This window comes from Streptomyces sp. NPDC006879, from assembly GCF_042869595.1.
Lineage (GTDB): Bacteria > Actinomycetota > Actinomycetes > Streptomycetales > Streptomycetaceae > Streptomyces.
This window is the reverse complement of sequence record NZ_JBIAGC010000022.1, coordinates 58,504-80,454: the sequence shown is the minus strand read 5'-3', so window position 1 is coordinate 80,454 and position 21,951 is coordinate 58,504. Positions and strand designations below refer to the sequence as shown.

General features: G+C 70.8%; 18 protein-coding genes, 1 pseudogene and 1 riboswitch. Of the genes and pseudogenes, 8 read left to right on the top strand and 11 right to left on the bottom strand.

The genetic code is table 11. From position 1 onward, the window contains the following. Positions 1-99 precede the first annotated feature (99 nt). Positions 100-1,944 carry an AMP-dependent synthetase/ligase gene (locus ACFYMC_RS18175; protein ID WP_388525865.1) on the top strand — a complete coding sequence of 615 codons (1,845 nt, stop codon included), beginning with the start codon at positions 100-102 and terminating at the stop codon, positions 1,942-1,944. Between the two features lie 63 nt (positions 1,945-2,007). Here the strand turns inward: ACFYMC_RS18175 and ACFYMC_RS18170 are convergent, their stop codons facing one another. After that, positions 2,008-2,952 (bottom strand): AraC family transcriptional regulator, encoded by a 945-nt coding sequence (locus ACFYMC_RS18170; protein WP_388525862.1) that lies wholly within the window; start codon positions 2,950-2,952, stop codon positions 2,008-2,010. Positions 2,953-3,043: 91 nt separating this feature from the next. Between ACFYMC_RS18170 and ACFYMC_RS18165 the strand changes: the two genes are divergently transcribed. Further along, positions 3,044-3,904, top strand: coding sequence for an NmrA family NAD(P)-binding protein (locus tag ACFYMC_RS18165; RefSeq protein WP_388525859.1), 861 nt, complete (start codon positions 3,044-3,046; stop codon positions 3,902-3,904). 178 nt (positions 3,905-4,082) lie between these two features. On the opposite strand, the gene ACFYMC_RS18160 is transcribed toward ACFYMC_RS18165, so the two are convergent. Both ACFYMC_RS18160 and ACFYMC_RS18155 read right to left on the bottom strand, forming a co-directional pair. After that, positions 4,083-4,388 carry a 4a-hydroxytetrahydrobiopterin dehydratase gene (locus ACFYMC_RS18160; RefSeq protein ID WP_388525856.1) on the bottom strand — a complete coding sequence of 102 codons (306 nt, stop codon included), beginning with the start codon at positions 4,386-4,388 and terminating at the stop codon, positions 4,083-4,085. A 485-nt stretch (positions 4,389-4,873) separates the two neighbouring features. Next, positions 4,874-5,767 (bottom strand): bifunctional 5,10-methylenetetrahydrofolate dehydrogenase/5,10-methenyltetrahydrofolate cyclohydrolase, encoded by an 894-nt coding sequence (locus tag ACFYMC_RS18155; protein ID WP_388525853.1) that lies wholly within the window; start codon positions 5,765-5,767, stop codon positions 4,874-4,876. Between the two features lie 28 nt (positions 5,768-5,795). Beyond that, positions 5,796-5,903: riboswitch (ZMP/ZTP riboswitch) on the bottom strand. 79 nt (positions 5,904-5,982) lie between these two features. Here ACFYMC_RS18155 and ACFYMC_RS18150 point away from each other — a divergent pair. Next, positions 5,983-6,786 (top strand): class I SAM-dependent methyltransferase, encoded by an 804-nt coding sequence (locus tag ACFYMC_RS18150; RefSeq protein ID WP_388525850.1) that lies wholly within the window; start codon positions 5,983-5,985, stop codon positions 6,784-6,786. A gap of 261 nt (positions 6,787-7,047) precedes the next feature. Continuing rightward, positions 7,048-8,625, top strand: a complete 1,578-nt coding sequence (locus ACFYMC_RS18145) for an RNA polymerase sigma factor (protein ID WP_388525847.1) — start codon at positions 7,048-7,050, stop codon at positions 8,623-8,625. Positions 8,626-8,904: 279 nt separating this feature from the next. On the opposite strand, the gene ACFYMC_RS18140 is transcribed toward ACFYMC_RS18145, so the two are convergent. Continuing rightward, positions 8,905-11,016 carry a phage holin family protein gene (locus ACFYMC_RS18140; protein WP_388525920.1) on the bottom strand — a complete coding sequence of 704 codons (2,112 nt, stop codon included), beginning with the start codon at positions 11,014-11,016 and terminating at the stop codon, positions 8,905-8,907. Positions 11,017-11,234: 218 nt separating this feature from the next. On the opposite strand from ACFYMC_RS18140, the gene ACFYMC_RS18135 reads away from it, so the two are divergent. Beyond that, positions 11,235-12,029: an MBL fold metallo-hydrolase gene (locus ACFYMC_RS18135; RefSeq protein ID WP_388525844.1), complete on the top strand. Its 795-nt coding sequence runs from the start codon at positions 11,235-11,237 to the stop codon at positions 12,027-12,029. Positions 12,030-12,109: 80 nt separating this feature from the next. Further along, the gene (locus tag ACFYMC_RS18130; RefSeq protein ID WP_388525917.1) at positions 12,110-12,733 is read left to right on the top strand and encodes a DedA family protein; all 624 of its coding nucleotides are present in this window, start codon (positions 12,110-12,112) and stop codon (positions 12,731-12,733) included. Positions 12,734-12,797: 64 nt separating this feature from the next. Here the strand turns inward: ACFYMC_RS18130 and ACFYMC_RS18125 are convergent, their stop codons facing one another. The 3 genes from ACFYMC_RS18125 to ACFYMC_RS18115 all read right to left on the bottom strand — a co-directional run bounded on the left by ACFYMC_RS18125 (position 12,798) and on the right by ACFYMC_RS18115 (position 15,969). Next, positions 12,798-13,868 carry an MBL fold metallo-hydrolase gene (locus ACFYMC_RS18125; RefSeq protein ID WP_388525841.1) on the bottom strand — a complete coding sequence of 357 codons (1,071 nt, stop codon included), beginning with the start codon at positions 13,866-13,868 and terminating at the stop codon, positions 12,798-12,800. Between the two features lie 196 nt (positions 13,869-14,064). Beyond that, the gene (locus ACFYMC_RS18120) at positions 14,065-15,312 is read right to left on the bottom strand and encodes an aminotransferase class I/II-fold pyridoxal phosphate-dependent enzyme (protein ID WP_388525838.1); all 1,248 of its coding nucleotides are present in this window, start codon (positions 15,310-15,312) and stop codon (positions 14,065-14,067) included. Between the two features lie 84 nt (positions 15,313-15,396). Then, on the bottom strand, positions 15,397-15,969 hold the full coding sequence (locus ACFYMC_RS18115; RefSeq protein ID WP_388525835.1) for a TIGR03086 family metal-binding protein: 573 nt from the start codon (positions 15,967-15,969) through the stop codon (positions 15,397-15,399). Between the two features lie 144 nt (positions 15,970-16,113). Between ACFYMC_RS18115 and ACFYMC_RS18110 the strand changes: the two genes are divergently transcribed. Continuing rightward, positions 16,114-16,962: a class I SAM-dependent methyltransferase gene (locus tag ACFYMC_RS18110; RefSeq protein ID WP_388525832.1), complete on the top strand. Its 849-nt coding sequence runs from the start codon at positions 16,114-16,116 to the stop codon at positions 16,960-16,962. Between the two features lie 53 nt (positions 16,963-17,015). On the opposite strand, the gene ACFYMC_RS18105 is transcribed toward ACFYMC_RS18110, so the two are convergent. The 4 genes from ACFYMC_RS18105 to ACFYMC_RS18090 form a co-directional block, all read right to left on the bottom strand. Continuing rightward, positions 17,016-17,201, bottom strand: a complete 186-nt coding sequence (locus ACFYMC_RS18105; RefSeq protein ID WP_388525829.1) for a hypothetical protein — start codon at positions 17,199-17,201, stop codon at positions 17,016-17,018. A 118-nt stretch (positions 17,202-17,319) separates the two neighbouring features. After that, a complete protein-coding gene (locus ACFYMC_RS18100; protein WP_388525826.1) occupies positions 17,320-19,308 on the bottom strand; it encodes a prolyl oligopeptidase family serine peptidase in 1,989 nt (662 codons plus the stop codon). A 14-nt stretch (positions 19,309-19,322) separates the two neighbouring features. Next, complete coding sequence (locus tag ACFYMC_RS18095) at positions 19,323-20,708, bottom strand: M20/M25/M40 family metallo-hydrolase (protein ID WP_388525915.1); 1,386 nt, start codon at positions 20,706-20,708, stop codon at positions 19,323-19,325. Position 20,709: 1 nt separating this feature from the next. Then, positions 20,710-21,543, bottom strand: coding sequence for a M55 family metallopeptidase (locus ACFYMC_RS18090; protein WP_388525823.1), 834 nt, complete (start codon positions 21,541-21,543; stop codon positions 20,710-20,712). Positions 21,544-21,706: 163 nt separating this feature from the next. Between ACFYMC_RS18090 and ACFYMC_RS18085 the strand changes: the two are divergent. Further along, positions 21,707-21,915 (top strand): annotated as a pseudogene (locus ACFYMC_RS18085) (transcriptional regulator); the annotation flags it as partial. Between the last annotated feature and the right edge of the window lie 36 nt (positions 21,916-21,951).

The following is a 21,951-nucleotide window of genomic DNA, read 5'->3' as shown; positions in this document are numbered from 1 at the left end:
GGTCGATAGTCCTGCCGACAGGCCCCGGGGTGGGGTACCGTCACCGGCGCTGTGCGCAGCGTCACACCGGGTTGGCGCTGCGGCGGGGAGGAGGGGGTCTTGCGTGAATTCACCGTGCCGTCAGTGGTGAGAGCGGCGCCGGCGGGAGGACTCGCCGATCCGGTCTTCGCCCACGCACGGCAGGATCCGCAGCGGGTGGTGCTCAGTCGGGTGGACGCCGCCGGGCGCTGGCGGGACGTGACCTCCCTGGAGTTCCGCGACGAGGTGGTGGCTCTGGCCAGGGGGCTCCTGGCGCAGGGAGTCCGGTTCGGTGACCGCGTGGCGATCATGGCGCGTACCCGGTACGAGTGGACGCTCTTCGACTTCGCCCTGTGGACGGTGGGCGCCCAGTCGGTGCCGATCTATCCGACCTCGTCCGCCGAACAGGTGTACTGGATGCTGCACGATGCTCAGGTGAGCGCCGCTCTGGTGGAGCACGAGGACCACGCGATGACCGTCGGCTCCGTGGTGGACCGGCTTCCGCGGCTGCGCCGGTTGTGGCAGCTGGACGCTGGTGCATGCGAGGAACTGGTTGCGGCGGGCGCCGCCGTGGGCGAGGACGTGGTGGAGCGGCACCGGCGGGCGGTCACCCCCGACTCGGTGGCCACGGTGATCTACACCTCGGGAACGACGGGACGGCCCAAGGGCTGCGTGTTGACCCACGGCAACTTCATGTTCGAAACGGACACCTTGATCGCGCACTGGGAGCCCGTCTTCCGGGCCCGGCCGAAGGACCGTCCGGCGACCTTACTCTTCCTACCCCTCGCCCACGTGTTCGGCCGGATGGTGGAGGTCGCGGCGGTCAGGGCCAGGGTGCGGCTCGGCCACCAGCCGGTGCTGTCTGGGGAGGAGCTCCTTCCTGCTCTGGCCTCGTTCGGTCCGACCTTCGTCCTCGGCGTCCCGTACGTCTTCGAGAAGGCCTTTGCCGCCGCCCGCCGCAAAGCGGAGGCGGAGGGCAGCTCCGCGGCCTTCGAGCGGGCCGTGGAGGTCGCGGTGCGCTATGCGCAGGCGCTTGAGGACAGGTCCTTCGGTACCGGGCCGGGCCCGTCCGCCGCGCTGCGGGTCCAACACCAGTTGTTCGAGAAGCTGGTGTACTCGCGCATTCGCCAGGCGATGGGCGGCCGGGTGCGGCACGCCATGTCGGGTGGGTCGGGGATGGAGCGCCGCCTCGGGCTGTTCTTCGCCGGGGCCGGCATCAGTGTCTTCGAGGGGTACGGCCTGACGGAGACCTGCGCGGCGGCGACCGCCAACCCTCCGGACCGCACCCGCTACGGGACGGTGGGGCTCCCGATCCCGGGCACCACCGTCCACATCGCGCAGGACGGGGAGATCTGGCTGTCCGGCAAGCACGTCTTCGCCGGGTACCTCAACAACCCCGAGGACACCGAACAGGTGCTGCACGGGGGGTGGTTGGCCACGGGGGATCTGGGCCGACTCGACGAGGCGGGCTATTTGACGATCACCGGGCGGAAGAAGGACGTCCTGGTGACCTCGAACGGTAAAAGCGTCTCACCGACGGCTCTGGAGGACCGGGTCCGCAGCCATCCGCTGGTGGCCCAATGCCTGGTGGTGGGCAACGACCGTCCCTACGTCGCTGCTCTGCTGACCCTGGAGCGGGAGGGCGTGGCGCACTGGCTGACGATGCGCGGTCGGTCCGTCGTGGACGGCAAGACGCTGGTAAGGGACGCCGAGTTGGAGGCCGAGGTACGCAGGGCGGTGGTGGCCGCGAACACCTTGGTCTCACGCGCCGAGTCGATCCGCACCTTTCGCATCCTGGCGGAGCCCTTCACTGAGGAGCGGGGTCTGTTGACACCTTCGTTGAAGCTCAAACGCAGGGCCATCGAGGCCGCCTACGCCGCGGAGGTGGCTGCCCTGTACGAGCGACATGACGACCCCCGAGGGTGAAGCCGGCCGACCGCTCCACCCTGGACCCCCAACTGCTCGACTGCTCCCACACTTGACGGACCATCACCGGGTGGGGGAGCCGGTACGCCGGTACTGGGTCGGGCTGATCCCTCGAACCCGCTTGAAGGCGGCGCTGAGCGCGAAGGAGCCGCTGTAGCCGACCTGGCGCGCTACGGCGTCCACGGTGGCGTCCGTTTCCCGCAGCCGGTCCGCCGCCAGCGACAGGCGCCAACTGGTGAGGTAGGCCATCGGTGGCTCCCCCACCAGCGCGGTGAAGCGGCGGGCCAGGCCCGCCCGGGACACGCCACACGCGGCGGCCAGTGAAGCCACGGTCCATGGTCGGGACGGGTCGTCCTGCAGTAGGCGCAGCGCAGGGCCGACCACCGGATCGCCCCAGGCCTGGTACCAGCCCGGCGGCTGCCCTCCGGGGCGAGAGAACCAGGTACGCAGCACGTCTACCACCATCAGGTCCAACAGCCGGTCCAGCACGATGTCTTGGCCCGGCTCGTCCCGGGCCACCTCGTCCTCGAACAGAGGGCCCAGGGGGCAGTTGGCCAGCCCTCCGGGGAGTGTGAGAAGCGGCGGCAGGGTCTGGAGGAGTCGTCCGCCGATCTCACCCGCCAGTTGGTAGGAGCCGACGAGCAGCGCCGTGGCCCCGTCCGCCCGGTCGCCCCAGGTACGCACGCCGAGATCCATCACCGGGCCCAGTGGTTGGCCCGCGGGTGTGGCGCACCGGCCACCTGGATGGACCACCACGCGCGGTGGCGTGTCGGGGTGATCGGCAACCTGGTACGGGGCCGGGCCACGGGCCACGGCCACATCGCCGGGGCCCAAGCGGACGGGGTCCCCGGTCTCGGGGGTGATCCAGGCTTCACCGCGTTGGACGCACATCAGACACAGCGGGGCACGATCCTGCACCCGCACCGCCCAGGGCGCCTCCATGACCATGCGCAGGATGAAAGCGCCCTGCGCGCGGGGGCTGTTGAGGAGTTCACCGAGTGCGTCCATGACCTCCATCCTAGGCCCATGTAGACGTCCTCGTATGAAAATGAGCTTCTGGCGCATGGATCGTCCAGACTGCAATGATCAGGATGGAGCCATGACACAGAGCCGAGCACTTCAGGACGGGACGGACGCCGGCACCACGGTGTTGGTGACGGCAGCCACCGGAAAGACCGGCCGGCGCGTACGGGAACGGCTGGCCAGCCGCGGGTACGAGGTACGGGCAGGTTCTCGCAGCGGGTCCACCCACTTCGACTGGGAGGACGAGGGCACCTGGGGGCCCGCCCTGGACGGGGTCGACAGTGCCTACGTCGCGTACTACCCCGATCTCGCCGCACCCGGGGCAAAGGAAGCGATGCGCGCCTTCGGCAGGGCTGCGGTGGACCACGGCGTGCAAAAGCTGGTGCTCCTTTCCGGGCGCGGGGAGCCCCTGGCACACGCGGCCGAAGAGGCGCTGCGCAGCTCAGGTGTGCAACTGACCGTGGTGCGGGCCGCGTTCTTCGCCGAGAACTTCACCGAGGGACTGTTCGCCGCCGGTGTGTCAGAGGGTGAACTGCCCATGCCCGCAGGGACCACCGCCGAGCCGTTCGTCTGTGTCGACGATGTCGCCGCAGTCGTGGTGCACGCGCTGACCGAAGACGGACAGGCAGGGCTCATCCACGAACTCAGCGGCCCACGGGCGCTGACGTTCGAGGAGGCTCTGGCGCAGATCTCGACCGCCATCGGACGCCCGGTGCGCTACACGCCCGTGAGCGCGAGCGAGTACAGCACCGTCCTCCGGCAGTTCGGACTCAGCACACCGGAGGCGAACTTCGTGAGCGAGTTGTTCGCCGAACTGCTGGACGGACGCAACAGCTCTCCCACCGACGGGGTGCGCCAGGTACTGGGACGCGCACCGCGCGATTTCGCCGAGTACGTCAAGGAGGCGGCGGCGAAGGGAGCCTGGTCGCCCCACTGACCGCCGAGCCGGCAGGGCACCCTCCCCCAAGGCAGCGGCTCGCGCACTGGGGGCGGGGAAGCGGGCTCACACCACGTCAGCGTCGTGCGGCGCCTTGGGGGCTCCCAGGAACCGGCGGCGCGGTCCGCGACGGTGGTCGGTCCCCCCGCTGATCGGTGCCAGCGGTGCGGGCGCCACCTCAGCCCGCCCCGTGGGAGCTCGCGATGGCCGAAACCCGCTCGGCCAGCTCGCAGTCGGCTGCGGTGACACGATCACCGGCGGAATGGGTGTTCACCGCGAGGCGGACGGTGTTGTAGCCGAGCGTCAGCTCACTGTGGTGGTTCAACTCTTCTTGCAGTGAGGCGATATGCGTGACGAAGGCGACGGCGGCGAAGTGGCTTCTCAACTGGTAGGTGCAGTGGATCCGGTCACCTTCGAGGACCCAGCCGGGGAGCTCCCGGAGCCGGTCCTCGATTTCCTTCTGCGAGAGCGGTGCGTCTGGCATGGCTACTCCTTCGCTCATACGTTCACACATGACATGTCCCCCTGCATACCCCACGATCACCCTGTCACAGCACATGTCACCTGAGAGCAGCCACGCCTTGGGAGCCGCCGCATTCGCCGCGATCAGCGCCACGCAGCGGCGACCGGGGAACCGGAAGGCGCGCCGAGGCCCGGCGCGACCCCTCGACCGCCCGATCGCACCGCGCACGGACGGCGTCCCGCCACGCACGGCAACTCGGCTCGCGCGCGGCGGGGAGCCGCGACCGAGCGCTCGGCTGGCACGGCGCGAGCAGCTCCTGCCGGCACCCCGGACCACGGCGACCACCCAACGGCCCGCCACCGCTACACCCTCCTGAGGTAGGGGTCAGCCCCCGGACCGCCAGCCACCCCGCCCCGGGGCCGCGCTCAATCGGGCACTCGTGATGCATCACCATGACGCCCACCGCATATCCATCGAGGGCCAGGGGCGGAGCGCCTGGTGGACGGTCAGGCCAGGGTCAGGCCCTGCTGGCGGGCGGCGGCCTGCACCGTTTGTTCCAACAGCACGGCGATGGTCATCGGGCCGACCCCTCCGGGGACGGGGGTGATCAGGCTCGCCCGCTCGCACGCGCCGGCGAAGTCGACGTCTCCGACGTTGCCCTCGTTGTAGCCGGCGTCCAGGACGACCGCGCCCGGCTTGATGTCCTCACCACGAATGAACTCCGGGCGCCCGACGGCCGCGACCAGCACGTCGGCCTCACGGACGATCGCCGGTAGGTCGACGGTCTTGCTGTGACAGTAGGTGACGGTGGCGTCACGGGCGAGGAGCAGCATCCCGGCCGGTTTGCCGAGGATCGCGCTGCGCCCGACGACCACCGCGCGCTTCCCGGTGAGGTCCACCCCGTAGGCGTCGAGCAGGCGCATGATTCCCCCGGGGGTACAGGAGACGAAGCCCGGCTCCTCGAAGCCCATGGCAGCGAAGGAGTGCATGGTCACGCCGTCCACGTCCTTGGCGGGAGCGATCGCCTCGAAAGCGGCCCGCTCGTCGATGTGCGCCGGGACGGGGTGCTGGAGCAGGATTCCGTGGACCTGCGGGTCATCGGAGAGCTTCGAGATCGCGGCGACCAGCTCCTGCGTGGTGGTCGAAGCGGGGAGCTCGACGTGCCGGGAGGTGATGCCCGCCTTGGCGCAACGGTTCTGCTTCATCCGCACGTAGGTGACGGAAGCCGGATCCTCACCCACCAGGACCGTGGCCAAGCAGGGCGCCGCACCCGTTTCGGCGGTGATCGTCGCGGCCGTCTCAGCAGTGCGCTCACTGATCCGGCGGGCGAGTGTGGCACCGTCCATCAGGCGGGCCCGGTGTGGAGTGGAAGCGGGTTCGGTCGTGGATGCATTGGCCATCTGGCACTCCTTGGCGTCGCTGCGGTTCGCGGTTCGCCCAGGCGCGCGGCATTCACGTCAGCGCGTGCCCTTCGACGCGCGGCGCCGGGCCGCTCCCCGGTGGTGATCCACCCAAGCGCCAGTCACGGCCCGGGCCAAGTTTAGACGACCGCCCGCACGGGAGGACCCGGCATATCGGGTGGCACGTGCCGCTCACCAACTGGGATGATCAAGGCATGACACCTCAATTCGACAGACTCGTATCCGAGGCCGAGTCGGTTTCGGTAGAGGGCTGGGACTTCTCCTGGCTCGACGGGCGCGCCACCGAGCAGCGACCCGCCTGGGGGTACCAGCGGCTGCTCGGCGAGCGGATCCCGCAGGCGCAGTCGCTGCTCGACGTCCAGACCGGCGGCGGGGAGGTCCTCGCCGGGGCCCTCCACCAGGCGGCAGAGCGGGGATTCCAACGCGGTCCCCGGGAAGGCGCATTCCCGCTGCTTGCCGCCACCGAATCATGGCCCGCGAACCTCGAGCGGGCCACTCGCCGCCTCCACCCCCTCGGTGTGGTCGTCGTCGCGAACGAGGACGAACCACCCCTACCGTTCGCCGACGACGCTTTCGATCTGGTCAGCAGCCGCCACCCCGTGACCATCTGGTGGAACGAGATCGCGCGGGTACTTCGCCCCGGTGGTACGTATTTGTCCCAGCAAGTGGGGCCGGCGAGCGTCTTCGAGCTGGTGGAGTTCTTCTTGGGACCCCAGCCACCGGAGGTCCGCCGGGCCCGGCACCCCGATGACGCGGTGAAGGACGCACGGGGCGCCGGACTGGAAATCGTCGACCTGCGCTCGGAGCGCCTGCGAACCGAGTTCCACGACATCGGCGCGGTGATCTACTTCCTGCGCAAGGTGATCTGGATGGTGCCCGGCTTCACCGTGGGCCACTACCGTGACCGGCTGCGGGAGCTGCACGAACGGATCGAGAGCGAAGGCCCGTTCGTCGCACACACCGCACGTTTCCTGATCGAGGCCCGCAAGCCGGGCTAGCAGGACCCAGCGGCGCGGGAATGAGCTCTACCTCGGTCTTGTTGGGGCGATGCGCACGCGCAACGAGGGCCGACGTTACCGCCGGACTTCACGACGTGGCGTAGGTCACTCAATTCAGCGCGTAACGAATCGACTCGGGCGCGCGATGAACCGACAGGTGTCATCGCGCAGCCCAGTTGCACGACCCGGCCGGTCGAGTACTGAGCCGACGCGCGATGATGTCCCGCCCGCCCTTTATCTGTTCGCAACGAGAGGCTCCTTGTGTCGCTCAGCCCGTCCCGTACGTTCCCTCCGGAGATCGCCGAATCCGAGGCCCTGGTTGCGCTCGTCGAGCGCGGACGCGAACAGGGTCACATCAACGGTGACGATGTCCGCCAGGCCTTCGAGGCCGGCCGCATCCCGGTGGACCAGTGGAAGCGGGTCCTGCGCAGCCTGAACCAGGTGCTGGACGAAGAGGGCGTGGCGCTGCACGTCAGCGCGGCGCCGGCCGCCAAGACCGCCGCGAAGAAGCCCCGCAAGGCCGCGACGGCCACCCGTACCACGGTGAAGAAGACGGCCGCCACGACCCGGAGCACAGCTGCCAAGAAGACCGCGGCAGCCGTGTCCCTGGGCGCCTCCTCGCCCGCCGGTGGTGCCACGTCGATATCCGCTGAGGCAGGGGCCGGGGCAGCCGATGCCGCCGCCGAGCCCAAGAAGCGCACCGTCAAGAAGGCCACCGCGAAGAAGGCGGTGGCAAAGAAGGCCGCGACGAAGAAGGCCGACAAGACGGCCAAGGACGCCGACGGCGAGACCACCGAGCTGGAGGAGTGGACCGAGGACATCTCCGAGGACTCCGAGGAGGAGCCCGCCAAGGAGAACACCGGTCAGGGCTTCGTACTGTCCGACGAAGACGATGACGACGCGCCCGCTCAGACGGTCATGGTGGCCGGCGCCACCGCTGACCCGGTCAAGGACTACCTGAAGCTCATCGGCAAGGTCCCGCTGCTCAACGCCGAGCAGGAGGTGGAGCTCGCCAAGCGGATCGAGGCGGGCCTGTTCTCCGAGTACAAGCTCGAAGAGGAGGCTGAGCACGAGGCTCCGTCGAGGCGCGAGCTGGAGATCCTGGTCGAGGACGGCCGGCGGGCGAAGAACCACCTGTTGGAGGCGAACCTCCGCCTGGTGGTGTCGCTGGCCAAGCGCTACACGGGCCGCGGCATGCTCTTCCTGGACCTGATCCAGGAAGGGAACGTCGGCCTGATCCGCGCCGTGGAGAAGTTCGACTACACCAAGGGCTTCAAGTTCTCCACCTACGCGACCTGGTGGATCCGGCAGGCCATCACCCGTGCCATGGCCGACCAGTCCCGCACCATCCGCATCCCGGTGCACATGGTCGAGATCATCAACAAGCTGGCCCGTGTGCAGCGTCAGATGCTTCAGGACCTGGGGCGCGAGCCCACCCCGGAGGAACTGGGCAAGGAACTCGACATGACCCCGGAGAAGGTCATCGAGGTCCAGAAGTACGGGCGTGAGCCGATCTCGCTGCACACCCCGCTGGGTGAGGAGGGCGACAGCGAGTTCGGCGACCTCATCGAGGACTCCGAGGCGGTCGTCCCCGCCGACGCGGTGAGCTTCACCTTCCTTCAGGAGCAGCTCCAGTCCATTCTCGGCACGCTCAGCGAGCGCGAGGCCGGTGTGGTCTCCATGCGGTACGGACTGAACGACGGGCAGCCCAAGACCCTGGACGAGATCGGGCGGGTGTACGGGGTGACCCGTGAGCGGATCCGGCAGATCGAGTCCAAGACCATGTCGAAGCTGCGCCACCCCTCCCGCTCCCAGGTCCTGCGCGACTACCTCGACTGATGCTCAGGGTGTGACCGCGCACCGGTCACACGGTCCAGCACCCGCGCACGAAGGCCCGTGCCATGTCACGGCCCACATCGCTCCCGCCGATGTGGGCCGTGACATGGCACGGGCCTTCCGTTGTTCCAGCTGATCGCGCCCGGGCCTCGGACACCACTGCTCGCTCCATCGGCAACGGCGACGAGGAAACTGGATGCATAGGTATGCGGCTCGCCTGCCCAAGATGACCGACCCTGGCAGGGGCCAACGCTCCCGGCTCACCGGGGCGTGACCGATCGGTCAGCGAGGTTCGTCCTGCTGGACGGGGCCCACGGGCGCACCGGTACCGGCAGCGGACGCGTGGTCCTGCGCCGCCTCCAGCGGTTCCTGGCCCTCCGGTGCAGGGCCGTGCAACGGCGCCTGCGGACCGCTCGCCTCACCCAACCAGCGCCGAAAGACGTGGTGCAGTTGCTCGGCCCCGACGAGCTCCGCCCCGATCGGCACCGGGTCCGAGAGGGTCACCGGCCACATCAGGAACGGACGCCCCTGCTCGCCGCCGAGACCGCCGTGGGAACCGATCTGTTCTTCGAAGGCGTGCACCTCCGCGGTCCCGGGGTCGAAGGACGAGTTCACCATGATGTCGGCCACGTGGGGGAAGGAGTCGGTACGCCGTACCGCTTCCGCCGCGCCCGGGCCGAAGGCGGCGAGCGGGTCGGGGGCGGCGAAGACGCGGTCCCCCGTCCCCGCGTCCCTGGGCACCTCGTCCAGTCGCAGCTCGGCGCCACCGGCGCCCAGGACGAGCGGACCGTGTTCCTCGCTGGACACGAGGAGGAAGCCTACGCCCGGATGGTTGGCGAGGGTGGGCAGAAGTGCGGGGTGGCGGCGCTCGATCCGCTCCATGCTGAGCCGCCCGGGCACGTCGGGGAAGGAGATCAGCCCCAGGTTCCCGGAAGCGAGTACGATCGGCGCCGCATCACGCCCGGGGTGCAGTTCCTCGGCCCCTTCCTCCACCGGCCGGTGGAGCGCGGCCAGTACCGCGGCACGCGCTTCGGCCCCGCTGTGGGTCCTCTCCGCCCGACGAGGGACGGGCAGTCCGCAACCGGCGCGGACCAGGTCCTTCAGGGTCAGTCCGAACCGGCCGGAGAAGGTCTCCCCCGAACTTTGGCCATGGTCGGAGAGCAGCACGATGCGGTACTCACGGGGGGCGTGCTTGGCGGCCTTGGCGATGAGTGCCAGGCTCCGGTCGAGCCGGGCGAGCACCTGGTCGGCGTCATGGCTGCGCGGCCCGGAGTGGTGCGCCACCTCGTCGTAGGCGACCAGGTCGGCGTAGACGGAGGCACGGCCAGCGAGCATGTCACCGATCACCGCTGCCACTACAACGTCACGTTGCACCACGGTGGCGAAGGCCCGGATGAAGGGATACAGGCCTCCCCGGCTCACCCTCGGCGTGTCTCCGCGCAGTCGAGACCGTAGTGACTGTCCCACCTCACGCACGACTTCGGCGACGAAGGAGAACGCGGTGCGCACCGCGTTGGCCGGGTCTGAGAAGTAGGCGAAGTACCCGGCCCGCGAACGGTTCGCCCTGCCCCGGCGGGCCGCGGCGATGGAGAGCACCAGCGCCAACTGATCGGCGCCGCCGCTGAAGAGGTTGCCCCTGCTGGCGCCGTCCACCGTGAGAAGCCCACCGTCGCGGGTGCGGGCGATGGCCCGGCGCTGAAGCTCGGCTGCGCTGGTGGGCCGGTTGCAGACGACGGTCGTCCCCGTGTCCTTCTCGTACCAGCGGAAGGCGGGCACGTCGAAGTTGGAGCCGTGCATGATGCCCAGTTGGCTGGAGCCGGTCTGGCTGGACCAGTCGGTGCGCCACGGGGTGAGTCGGTGACTTCCCACGGCGAGCCAACCAGCGAGGGTGGGCATCAGGCCGGTCGCAACAGCGTGCCGCAGCACCTGGTAGCCCACCCCGTCGAGCTGGAGGAAGAGGATTCCGGGGGTGGACTCGCCGGAGCCGGGTGTTCCGGCCCGTCGTTGCCGGCGCCGGGTGCGGTCCGCGAGCCGGGCGAGCCTGCGGCGATAGGCGTTGTCGTCGCGTACGGCCAGTGCCGTGGAGGTGGCCGAGGCGACCGCGGACATCACGGCGGCAACCACGACCGCGGTCCGCGGATCGGCCTCGCCCCTTCCGTCCGGGATCAGACGCAGGGCGAGCAGGAGCAGCGAACCGTTGAGGAAGAACACCAGCAGCCCCAGGACCAGCGCCGGTACCAACAGCAGAGCCCGCACCAACACCGGCCACACCAGCGCGTTGAGCAGTCCGAAAGCGCCTGCTCCCCATGCTGCGGTCAATGCGATCCGCGTGATGCTGTCGCCGTCGTCGGACTGCAACTGGAAGTCGGGCAGGATCCCGGCGAGGAGGAGCATGGTCAGCGTCGAGACGCCCCAGACCACGACGATCCGGTACAGGGCGCTGCCAGCGTTCCGCCATCGTCCCAGCCGCACTCCCGTGGCACCTCACTCCTCGGCCGGCCCGCGCAGCCGCGGACTTTGCCCTGCCAGCCTCGCACAGCGGGGCGCGCCGTGGCGCCCGCGCGGGAGCTACCCTCGGACGCGGAACCGAGTTCGAGCCGAGGAGGCCGCGGGTGCCGGTGGAGATCACCTGGTGGGGGCACGCCACTTGCACGGTCGAGGACTCCGGGGTGCGTCTGCTGACCGACCCGCTGTTCGCGCGCCGTCTCGCGCACCTGCGTCGTCGCCGTGGCGCGTTGCCGCCGCCGGAGGCCGCCGTGACCGAGGCGGTGCTCGTCTCCCATCTGCACGCCGACCACCTCCATCTGCCCACGCTGGCGCGGCTGGCTCGGGGAACCCGGGTGTTGGTGCCGAGTGGAGCCAGTCGGGCGGTGCCCGCGTTGCCCCGGCTGGCCCGGCGGGCGGGGCTGGCGGTGACGGAGGTTTCTCCTGGTGCGTCCGTGGGAGTGGCGGGCCTGACGGTGCGGGTGGTCAGTGCTGCCCACGACGGGCGACGGCTACCGCTCGGGCCCCGGCTGTGTCCGGCCTTGGGATACGTGGTGGAGGGTGAGGCCCGCACCTACTTCGCCGGGGACACCGGGCTGTTCCCGGCCATGGCCAGCGAGGTCGGGCCGGTGGACGTGGCGCTGCTGCCGGTCGGCGGCTGGGGGCCCTATCTCGGCCCGGGTCATCTCGACGCCCGGCGCGCGGCGCAGGCTCTCGCCGAGTTGGCCCCGGAACATGCGGTGCCGGTGCACTACGGGACCTACTGGCCGATCGGTATGGACACGGTTCGCCCGCACGAATTCCACGGACCGGGCGAGGAGTTCGTCCGGCTGGCCGGCCAACTGGCCCCCAAGGTCGCGGTAAGGCGGCTGGAGCACGGGGAACGGCTGCGGCTGGCAGGGCCCTCGGGTGGCGGGCTGTGACGGTTTGGGAGTCCCTCCAGCACCTTCCGCCCGAGTTCTGCTCCTGGCTGGCCTCCTCGCCACCGCCCTCTTTCGGGTCCTTGGACCAAGTGCGCCAGCAGGTGCAGCCGGAGACCGCCCAGCAGGCCGTGGGCTATCCGGCCCTGTTCCTTCTGGTGGCGGTGGGATCACTGGTCCCGGTGGTGCCCACGGGCGCCCTCGTGAGCTCGGCTGCGGTGGTGGCCTTCCACCAGTCCCTGCCCCTGGGCTTGCTCCTGGTCTTCGCGGTGGCCTCGCTCGGGGCGTTCACCGGTGACATCGCGCTGTACTGGTTGGGGCATCGTGGGGTTCGCTCCCAGAGCGGCTCACGGTGGTTGCAGGCGCTACGGGACCGGGCGGCGCCAGAGCGCCTGGCTCAGGCGCAGCAGAGGCTACACACTCGCGGAGTGACGGTACTGGTGCTGTCACGACTGATCCCGGCCGGGCGGATTCCGGTGATGCTGGCCTGCCTTCTGGCCGAGATGCCGATCCGTCGCTTCGCCCGTGGGGACGCTCCGGCGTGCCTGGCCTGGGCGGCGACCTACCAACTGATCGGCATCCTCGGCGGCTCGCTCTTTGACGAGGCGTGGAAGGGCGTGGTCCTCGCCGTCGTGCTGGCCCTGCTGATCAGCGTGGTCCCGACGTTGTGGCGTCGGCTTCGTCCACGGGCGCCGCAGCAGGGTTAGGGACCTGGAACCGGTCCGGCCCGAGCTGCGTGGGCTCGGGCCAGGCGGGCCGTGCGGGTGGCACTCAGGCCGGCAGCACCCGGGAGGCGCCCACGGCGAGGTCCCACAGTTCCTCGCGCGGCCGACCGGTACGGGCCCAGGCCGCGCGCAGGCGCGCCAAGGGCTCCAGGACCGGTTCCGCCGACAGCAGGAAGGTGGCCCAGTGCATGGGTGCCATCCGCCGGGCGCCGAGGTCCTGGCAGGCCCGGACGGCCTCCTCGGGGTCGGTGTGCACGTCACAGAGCCACCAGCGTGGGGCGTAGGCACCGATGGGCAGCAGGGCCAGGTCGATGTCGGGGAAGCGTCGCCCGATCTCCGTGAACCAGTGCCCGTAGCCGGTGTCGCCCGCGAAGTAGACCTGTCGGCCGCCCCCGTCTTCCAGGACCCAGCCGCCCCAAAGGCTGCGGCAGGTGTCGGTCAGCGAGCGGCGCGACCAGTGGTGGGCCGGTACGAACACGAACCGGACGCCGCCCAGTTCCGCCGCCTCCCACCAGTCGAGTTCGGTGACGTGGGTGAAGCCCCGGCGGCGGCACCATCGGGCCAGCCCGGCGGGGACGAACAACGGGGTGTGAGGGGGTAGTCGGCGCAGCGTCGGGGCGTCGAGGTGGTCGAAGTGGTTGTGGCTGATCACAACGGCGTCCACGGGTGGCAGGTCCTCCCAGCGCACTCCGACCGGGGTGAGCCGGGCCGGAGTGCCGAAGATCCGCCTGGACCACACCGGATCTGTCAGGACGGTCAGTCCGCCGATGCGGACCACCCAACTCGCATGACCCGCCCAGGTGACGGCGACTGTCTCGGCAGTCACCGCGGGCATCGGGGAGGGTGCGTAGGGAAGGTGCGGGATGTCCCGGATCCCTTCCGGCCCGGGCCTGAGGGCGCCCTCGCGCGCGAAGCGTGCCAGGCCGCGCAGCCCGGGCAGCGGGGCGGTGAGTCGGTGGGCGAAGGAACGCGGCCAGGAGCGGTGTTCGCCCAGCGGGCGCAGGATGGGCGCCGGAGGCCGGGCGTGGGTCCTTCCTGTGGCGCCCGCGGGTGCGGCTGCCGTCCCTGCGGATGATGGGATTGCCGGGTGCACGGGGTCTTCCGTCTGTTCCGTCATCGAGGCGACTCCATTCGCGGCTGGGTGTGCGTCGAGCGGCGGCCGGTTCCCGCCGGGCGGCGGAGGGTGGGCCGGGCCGGTGGCGCGGGCAGGGCGGATCCGGGCTGGGGCGGGCGCGGCTCTCGCGGGGCGGTGGGCGGGGTCCGGGCCGCGGACGCGGCCGTCGTGGCGGGCGACCGGGTACGCACCTGAGTACTCACCTCAGTTCGTCGAAGACGGAGATGAAGTCGTCCAGTGCGCGCGTGATGTGGGGAAGTCCCAGCGGGTCCGGTGCGGTGAGCGCCGTCATGCGTTCCTCCTCCGAGCGGCCCAGGAGCGGGCCCGTCGCCAGCCGTACGCGGAGGGCGCCGAGATCGTCTCCGAAACGGTGCCCACCCGGAGAGGGAGTCCCCAACCGCCGGCCCAGGTACTCCTCCAGTTCCATCGCGTCGCTGACGCCCCGCCGGGCGAGCTTGTCCCGCAGGCGTGTCAGGTCGGCGTAGAGGTGGCGGCCGGCCTGTGGTGGCCGAGCCAGCACCCCGATGGCGCGCAGCCGCTCATGGGCCGCTGCGGCGAGCAGCCCGTGCACGGTGGCGGCGGCCCTGACCCGCGAGGCCACGCCCTCCGGCTCGTCGAGCGCGTACGCGGCGGCTCCGGCCACCGGGCCCGCCAGTCCGGCGCCGGTGGCGGTCAGGACGTCCAGGGTCCGGTCGCGCAACCAGGTCCCGCGGGGGGAGGCGGGGAAGCGGGCGATGGCCGCGGGCCATCCGGCGGGCAGGAGCGCGCCGGCCAGATCGGCGAGGACGATGACTTCTTCGGGGCACATCTCGGCTGGGCTGAACAGCACCGTTTGCCGCGGATGGTGCAGGGTGTCGCGCCAGGTCTCGTCGCTGATCACCGCGAGCCCCTGCGACACCGCCGCTTCACACGCCTCGCGCAGCACCTCTGGTGGCGCCACCGTGGCTGTCGGGTCATCGACCACGGACAGCATCAGGACGCGGGGGTCACCGCCTTCCGTACGCACCCGCCGCACGGTCTCCAGCAGTGCGTACGGGTCGGGCACACCGCCGGCCTCGGCGGGCGTGGGCACGTGTGAGGCCCTTCTGCCCAGCAGTCGGATCTGAGGGGCCCACCAGGCCGGGCAGGGGCGCGGGAGCAGTACGTCGCCGCCGTGCGCCCCCAGGAGACCCAGCAGGAGCGCGGGGGCTCCCGGGGCACACGCGATGAGGCCCGGGTCGGTGGGCAGGCCCCGACGGGACCAGTACCGGCGGGCCGCATCGCGCAGTGCAGCGCCGCCACCCGCGGGCTCGGGCGCGGAGCGGCTGGCCGCGCCCGCGAGCACGGCGATCAGTTCGGGTAGCACCGGCAGCCCGTGCTCCGGAGCCAGCGGGCCGTACCGCACCGGCCCGTGGCTCTGGCCCCCGGTCCTTCGGACTTCGGTCGCCGCCCGCTGGCTGCCCGTCAAGGCCCGTCACCTCCGCCCAGCCCGCCTACGTCTGGTGCCCTTCGCTCTTTATACGGAGGTTTCGTGCCGGCCGCCCGTCCGCAGTTACGGGCGGCGCCCGGTCAGAGCCAACAGCCGGGACTGCGCGTCGGCTCCCGGCGGCGGATCGTAGGGTTTTGCGAACAGTCCGCTGCGTGCCAGTGCCGCGGCGTAGGGCAGGTACTCCTTCAGTGCGAACTCCACCAGTTGCTCGGGCAGCCGTTCGGGAGCCTGGAGGCCACGGGACAGGTCCCAGGTGTGGACGACCACGTCGGCGGTCAACTGCGCGCAGTACGCCCCGGCGGGCGTGGGCCCGTAGGACAGTGCGACGCTCCGTTCGAGTGCGCCCGGTCCGCCGAACGCGTCCTGGGCGGCCGTCGCCGCGCGGTTCCAGAGGCCGACCGGGTCGGCACCGAGGACGTCCCCGTCGAAGGCGTCCCCGACCTCGGCGATCGTGCGGCTCTCGGTGACCAGAGGGGGTACCCACAGCAGCTCTCCCGCCACGTGGTTGACCAGGTCCCGCACGGTCCATTCGGTGCAGGGGGTGCCGTGGTCCCACTGGTGTGGCGCCACGGCGCGCACCCGTTCGCCGAAGAGCGCGAGGGACTGGGCGAACTGTGCCTGACGTTCGTTGGCCATGGCTCCCACTGTGCTCGCTGCGTCCCGCTCCCGCCAGCGGAGGCGGTCCAATATATGAAACACAAATCTCGCCATGCGATCACTGCCCTACGGTGGAGGCACTACACCGGCAGCCCCGCCAGCCCCTCGAACAAGGAGTGCACCTTGCCCGACGCGCGCGACCACTCCGCCGGCTTCGACGCCGTCTACACCCACGGCCACCATGACTCCGTGCTGCGCTCACACCGTTGGCGCACCGCAGCCAACTCAGCCGCGTACCTGACCGGGGCACTACGACCCGGCATGTCCCTGTTGGACATCGGGTGCGGCCCCGGCACCATCACCGTGGACCTCGCCGACCTGGTGGCACCCGGCCCGGTGACCGCCGTGGACGCCGCCCCCGAAGTGGTGGCGAAGGCGCGGGCCCACGCACGGGAACGCGGCAGCGAGAACGTTGAGTTCGGAGTGGTCGACGTCCACGCGCTGAGCTTCCCGGACAGCGCCTTCGACATCGTGCACGCCCACCAGGTGCTCCAGCACGTCGCAGACCCGGTCCGCGCGCTGCGCGAAATGCGTCGGGTGTGCCGCCCCGGCGGGCTCGTGGCCGCCCGCGACGCCGACTACGCGGCGATGACCTGGTACCCGCAAGCGCCCGGCCTGGAGCTGTGGCAGCAGCTCTACGACAGGGTCGCCCGAGCCAACGGCGGCGAACCCGACGCGGGACGCCGCCTGCACGCCTGGGCCCGGACGGCCGGCTTCGCCGACCACGAGATCAGTGCCACGGCCTCCGTCTGGTGCTTCGCGACCGCCGTGGAGAGACAGTGGTGGAGCGAGCTGTGGGCGGAGCGGACGACGAGCTCCTCCTACGCCCTGCTCGCCGTGGCCGGCGGCCACGCGACCTCGCGGGAACTGGCCGACATCGCGAAGGCCTGGCGGGAGTGGGGCCGGCACCCCGACGCCTGGTTCACCGTGCTGAACGGGGAGATCCTGTGCCGGACCCCCGAACCCACCTGAGGGGCACAGCGATGCTTTCGCGATCCGCCGGCCCCAGGAGGCCCGGAGCGGCCTCAGCGCCGGCCGGAGCGGCTGCGCCCCCGGAACAGATAGCCGCACAGCCCCCCGAGCAGCGCCACGGCCAGCAGGGCCAGCCACAGGGGCATCGTGACTTCGGGGATCAGCAACCGGATCCTGGTCCGTCCGGTGTTCTCGAAGATGAAGATCAGGACCAGGGCTGCGACGACCAGGAGGGTCACACGGCGCGGGGTCAGGAATCGGCCCCGCGCGCGGCCTTGCCCGCCGCCTCCGCCGGCCGAGGATCCTTCCGAAAACATGGGGCACATGCAGTCAGCATCCATCAAGGCGGGTCTGCGGTCACTTCCTGAGCTCCAGAAGGGGGACGTCGTCACGAGCGAAGCCGAATACCTGCGCGTAGAGGGAAAGCTCGGCCTCCAGGGCTCGGACGATCGTCTCGGTGCGACGGAAGCCGTGCCCCTCGCCCTCGAAGGCGAGGTAGGCGTGCGGCAGCTCGCGGCCAGCGAGCCGGGCCAGGAAGCGGTCCGCCTGCGAGGGTGGACAGATCACGTCCTCCAGCCCTTGGAGCAGCAAGAAGGGGGCGATGATCTGCTCCGCGTGGCCGGCCGGCGAGCGATCGCGGTAGCGCGCCGGGTAGTCCTCGGCGGAACCAATCAGGCTGGCGAGGTAGTGCGACTCCAGGTCATGGGTCTCCGACTGGAAGCGGGAAAGGTCCAACACCGGGTAGCGGATGGTTCCGCAGGCGTAGATCCCGGTGCCGGCCAGTGAGGCGGCGGCGGTCCAACCTCCGGCGCTACCCCCGCGGATCGCCAGCCGCCCGGGGTCAGCCGTGCCCTCGGCGGCCAGGGCGCGTGCCACCGCAGCGCAGTCCTCCACGTCCACGATCCCCCACTGTTCACGCAGTCGCTCGCGGTAGGCCCGGCCGTACCCGGTCGATCCGCCGTAGTTGACCTCGGCCACTCCGATCCCCCGCGAGGTGAAGTAGGCGATGTGCAGGTCGAGCACGGGAGCGACGTGGTCTGTGGGGCCACCGTGCGCCCAGATCACGTAGGGCGGCAGCTCGTCGGCCGGGGCACTGCGTGCGGGATGGTGCGGCGGGTAGACGTGGGCGTGGATCTCACGGTCCTCCGGTCCGAAGAAGGTGCGACTCTGCGGCTCCGGGTAGTGGGCGGCGTCCACCGGGTCGGTGGACGCCGCGCCGAGGACCCGGGTGTGCCCGGTGCAGGTGTCCAGCTCGACGACCTCGAAGGCACTGCGCGGGCTGGCCGCGACCGAGGCGACCCGGGAACCGTGAACGGCCAGGGAAGGGCGCCAGGCGGTCCATGGACCTGCCGCGTCCACCAGGTCGCCGGTCTCCGGGTCCAAGACGCCAAGGACGGGAGCGCCGCGGCCGTGCAGGACGGCGACCAGGCCGCTGTCCAGGGGCATCAGCCACCGCAGGCCGGGGTTCCACAGCGGCCCGGCGAACTCCTCCTCCCGCGGGCAGAGGTTGACCGCCTCACCGGTGTCGGGGTCCACCCGGTACGGGTTCCACCAGCCGCTGCGGTCGGTGATCGCGAGCAACACCGACTGGGAGGTCCACTCCGCCTGGGCGACCGCCTCGCCGGGCCCTCCGATCAAGGTCCGCACATGCTTGAGGTGCCCGCCCTCGACCTCCGCCACCTTCAGCTCGGTGCCCTCCCAGGGCATGCGCGGATGGTCCCAGGCCAGCCATGCGGCCCGTCGCCCGTCCGGGGAGAGCCGTGGTCCGGTGAGGAAACGGTGCCGGTCATCGGTGAGTTCACGCACCCGGTTGCGGTCCTCGGCGGCCGAGCCGTCCAACGGCACGGCCGCCAACACCCGGCGCACATCGGTGGGCGCGCTGCCGGTGAACTCCTCAAGGACGCACCAGACCTCACCGAGTTCGAGGCGCGGTAACGGCTCCGCCCATCTCAGCCCGGCACCGGTCGAGGAGAGCGGGGTGAGCGGGCGCGGTCCGCGTCGTTCTCCAGGGGCCTTCGGCTGGTAGGCGTAGAGCCGCTGGTCGGCGAAGTTCACGAAGAGCACGAGCGGACCGGCGTCACCCTCTTGGCCGGTGGCGGCCCAGGGCCGCCCGCCGTACTCCACCAGACGGCTCCGGACGTTCCACGGCGGGGGCAGAACGGTCTCCTCGAAACCGTCAGTTCGCCGACGCACCAGGGCTCTGCGTCCCTGTTCCCGTGGACGCGGCTCGGTCCACCAGACCTCCTCGCCGACCGTGTCCAGGTATTCCGGGCAGCCGTCGTGCGCCGCGACCAGAGCCGCGTCGATCGGAGACGGCCACGTACCGTACGGCCCGGTGGGCACCATGGGTTCGCCCTCCCCTACCTCATCGTCCGCAGACAGTGGTCGAGTACGCGTACGCCGAAGTGCAGGGCGCTGACCGGCACCCTCTCGTCGACGCCGTGGAACATCGCCGCGTAGTCGTAGCCCGGCGGCAGCTTCAGCGGCGAGAAGCCGTACCCGGTGATGCCCAGACGGGAGAACTGTTTGGCGTCGGTCCCTCCCGGCATGCAGTAGGGGACCACCTTCGCCTCCGGCGCGAAGCGTTCGACGGACGCGCGCAGGGCGCGGAAGGTGGGGCTGTCGACGGGGGATTCGAGGGCCGGTTCTCGGTGGTGGAAGGACCAGGCGACGTCGGGGCCGGTGAGCCGGTCGAGGGTGGTGCGGAACTCCTCCTCGCCGCCGGGCAGGATCCGTCCGTCGATATGGGCGGTGGCCTTGCCGGGGATCACGTTGATCTTGTATCCGGCTGACAGCATCGTCGGGTTGGCGCTGTTGCGCACGGTCGATTCGACGAGCGCCGCCGCCGGACCCAGGCGGTCGATCAGCAGGTCGACGTCGAACCGCGATGACCCGGGGTCGAATTCGGGCCCCCGCAACCCGTGCAGCGCGGCCAGTTCGCCGAGGGTGGCCCGGACCGTGTCGCTGAGACGGAGCGGCCAGGTATGGGCTCCGATCCGGGCGACGGCCGCCGCCAGTCGGCTGACGGCGTTGGCGCGGTTGGCGCGGGAGCCGTGCCCCGTCACTCCCCGGGCGGTGAGCTCCAGCCAGGCAGTGCCCCGTTCACCGGCCGCGATCGGGTAGAGAGCCAGGTCCGGTCCGGCGTGGAAGGTGAAGGCGCCGGATTCGCTCAGCCCTTCGGTGCACCCGTCGAACAGCTCGGGGTGGTCGTCTGCGAGGAAGCCGGAACCATCCTCCGCGCTCGCCTCCTCGTCCGCGGTGAAGGCGAGCACGATGTCCCGTCGGGGGCGCACCCCGGTCCTGGCCCAGGCCCGGACCACGGCGAGGACCATCGCGTCCATGTTCTTCATGTCCACCGCTCCGCGCCCCCAGACGACCCCGTCGCGGACCTCGCCGGAGAAGGGGTGCGTGCTCCACTGGGCGGGGTCAGCGGGCACCACGTCGAGGTGCCCGTGCACGAGCAGGGCCGCAGAGCAGGCCTCGGTCCCCTCGATCCTGGCCACGACGTTGGTGCGGCCCGGGGTGCGCTCCACGAGGACCGGCTCCAGCCCGGCGGCGGCGAGCCGCTCGGCCACGTATTCGGCCGCGGGACGCTCTCGGCATTCCCCGTCACCGTGGTTGGAGGTGTCGATGCGGATCAGCTCGGAAGTGAAGGTGACGACCTCGTCCAGGGCGGTGGCGTCGACCGGCTCGGTCAGTGGGGTGGGGTCGGCGTGGGACAGGGTGTGACTCCCGGAGGGGTTCATGTCAGCCATATTGCTCCTCCACCGCCGCTGAGACGATCGTCGTGACCGCTTTGAAGGTGCGAATCCCCTCGTACATCGTTTCGCTGGTGTAGGCGACGTGACGTTCAGCGGTCCGTGCGACGCCCGGGACCACGGTGGCCGCGGCCGACAGGTGCTCCGCGTCGAACTCCAGCTCGACGGTGAACGGGCCACTGCGCCGGGGTTCGTGACGGACCGCGAGGGAAACGGCCGTCTTCGCCGCCCCGCGGATCTCCGCAGCCGTCCGGGCCGGCGGCCGACAGATCGCCGCATAGCGCGAGACGTGGTCCTTCACCGCGACCCGGACCGCCTCGGGCGCATACCCGAGGGCGTCCTCACAGGTGAGGTCGTCGCCGGTGACGAGGACCACCGGTACACCGAACTCGGCGACGACCCGGGCGTTGAGCAGCCCCTCGCTTGCCCGCACCCCGTTCAGCCAGACACCGGTGATGGAATTGGCGAGATAGGTGTGGGCGAGCACCCCCGGCGAGCCGGCGCCGGTGTGGTAGCCGACGAAGGCGACTCCGTCCACGTCCCCCCGCTGGACGCCCTCCACCATGGACAGCGACTTGTGGCGTCCGGTGAGCATCTGGACGCGTTCGTCCAACTGCTCCAACAGGAGGTTACGCATGGTCCAGTGCGCTTCGTTGATGAGTACCTCATCGGCTCCGCCGTCGAAGAAGCCGAGGACCGCGGCGTTGACGTCGGAGGTGAACATCGAGCGGCAGCGTTCCCACTGCGGGGTGCCGGGCAGCACGTCCGCGGGCCAGGTCACGCCGGTGGCGCCCTCCATGTCCGCGGAGATCAGGATCTTCATGGATCTCGGTGTTCCCCCCGGTCGCTCTCGACGAACCCAAGGGTCGCCCAGCAGTTCCCGAAGGACCCGGTTCGGCGCGGATCAGCCCATCGGGCACGGGCACGGACACGATGGAGGGTTCCCGCGCTGCGACCGTCCGTCGGACGAGGAATCCGATCGAGGACGATGGCAGGTCTCCGCGGCGTCCATCCTGCGTGAGCTGGCCGCTACGACCTCGCTCCGACCTTCGACGGGACCCCGCGCGCGTCGGGCGAGCTCTGGCGGGACATGACCTGTCTGCACCGCCTGCGGGATGCCGCGGCCAACACGGCGATCCTCGCCACCCTGCCCGACCTGCTGCGTGAAGCCCGCGCTCTGGCCGAGACCGCGACGAGGTGCGTCCGATGGTGCGAGAACGACCAGGGGAAG